The sequence below is a fragment of the Anabaena cylindrica UHCC 0172 genome, from assembly GCF_034931625.1.
In the GTDB taxonomy this organism is placed as follows: Bacteria; Cyanobacteriota; Cyanobacteriia; order Cyanobacteriales; family Nostocaceae; genus Anabaena; species Anabaena cylindrica_A.
The window spans coordinates 56546-58272 of the sequence record NZ_JAYGGY010000098.1 but is presented as its reverse complement, the minus strand read 5'-3'; the positions used below and the strand labels follow the sequence as shown (position 1 = coordinate 58272).

Annotated in this window: 1 protein-coding gene; it reads right to left on the bottom strand. The window is 35.6% G+C overall.

Features of this window, described 5'->3' with window-relative positions:
- Positions 1–115: 115 nt before the first annotated feature.
- Positions 116–1727 (bottom strand): DUF2225 domain-containing protein (locus tag VB713_RS22115; protein WP_323313658.1); only part of this gene is annotated, 1612 nt, incomplete at its 5' end.

Here is a 1727-nt window from a genome sequence, read left to right as displayed (position 1 = left end):
AGGGGAGATAGCATAAACCTTCAATTGTGGTTTTCATCTTACCTTCTTAGAAAACCCACATTGTGTGCTATTTGTCAATATTTAGAGGGTTGATATGTCAGACTTAAAATTTAACTTATGTACTCTCATTATTGGTAAGTATTCGTAAACTTTTGGCAAAAGGACTTTGTGCTTCTTGCTTAACTTCCACTTCTACACGAGAACCTTTTTGCAGTTTAAAAATATACTTGATTGAATCTTCTGTCAAATATATATCATCACTGCCATCATCAGGAGCAATAAATCCATAAAATTTTCCTTGCTTACTTCTCTTGATGAATTTGACTGTTCCTCGTTTTAAAGGATTTGGATTTGCTAGTTCATTGCAAAGCTCACCCAGAATTTGGTTATAGGGAGAAATGGCAATCTCAAAAGCACGTTGACAATAATTAATAGCTTCTTCACGCTTTCCTAAAAACACTAATATATCTGTTAATTGTGGAGTAATTTTAATTAAACCTCTACTATTTTTAAGGTTCTCATTTATCTCAAAAGCTATGCGAAATTTTTCGGATGCCTGCGTAATATCTCCATGTGCTAGTAAAGCTTCACCGATAGCAGTATGAACTGTTGCTGAATGCTTTTGGTCACTTAATTTAATGCTTCCTCGAAAAAAAGTAAGAGCTAATTGAAAATTATCTTCTCCTCCTTTTTTGTGAATAACTTTACCTAAACTGTTAAGTACCATTGCCTGCTGTTTTTTATCATCTAGTTTCACAGATAGCTCATAACAGCGTCGGAGAATCATTTCAACATTATGTATTTTTTCCGTTTCTTTATTGGCAGATACATATGAAACATAAGCGTTACATAAAAAAAGTGCATAATGAAGTAAGCTTTCCAAAATCCTTTCTAGTAATTGCTTATTATCTGTTCCCTCTGCAATTGTGACTATATCTTCTAATGATTGGATAGCTTTGTCTATTCTTCCTTGTCGCTCATACAACCCAGCTAATTGCTTTAAGGTAATTGTTAACGAATTCTTGTCATCAATTTCTTGTGCAATGGCGATTGCATCCTCAAAATATTGGATGGCTTCGTCGAAATGTTTTTGCTCCTGGTACAATCCACCTAACTGATTTAGAGTGATTGCCAATTGTTGTTTATTATCAGTTTTTTTGGCGATGGCGATCGCACGTTTAAATGATTTGATCGCTTCATCAATTCGTTCTTCTTCTTGGTAAAACCCACCTACCTGAGTCAGTATAATTGCCAACTGCTGCTTATTATTTGTTTTTCTAGTGATTGCGATCAAATACTCAAATAATTGAATAGCTTCCCCTATTTGTCCTTGCTTTTGGTACAATCCACCCAACTCATGTAAGGTAATTGCTAACGACTCCTTGTTTTGTATTTCTTCGTTAATTGCAATCGCGTGCTTATAAGATTGGATGGCTTCTTCTATTCGTCCTTGCTTTTGGTACAACCCACCCAACTGAGTTAAGGTGATTGCTAATTGTTGTTTGTTATCATCTTCTTGTGCAATGATGATCGCACGTTCACAGGCTTGGATAGCTTTCTCTTCTCGTCCTTGATCTTGGTACAACTTAGCCAATAGATTTAGGGTAATTACTAACTGTAGTTTGTTATCATCTTCTTGTGCAATTGCAATCGCTTGCTTACAGGATTGGATGGCTTCCTCTATTCGTCCTTGCTTTTGATACAATCCAGCCAACTGAGTTATGCTA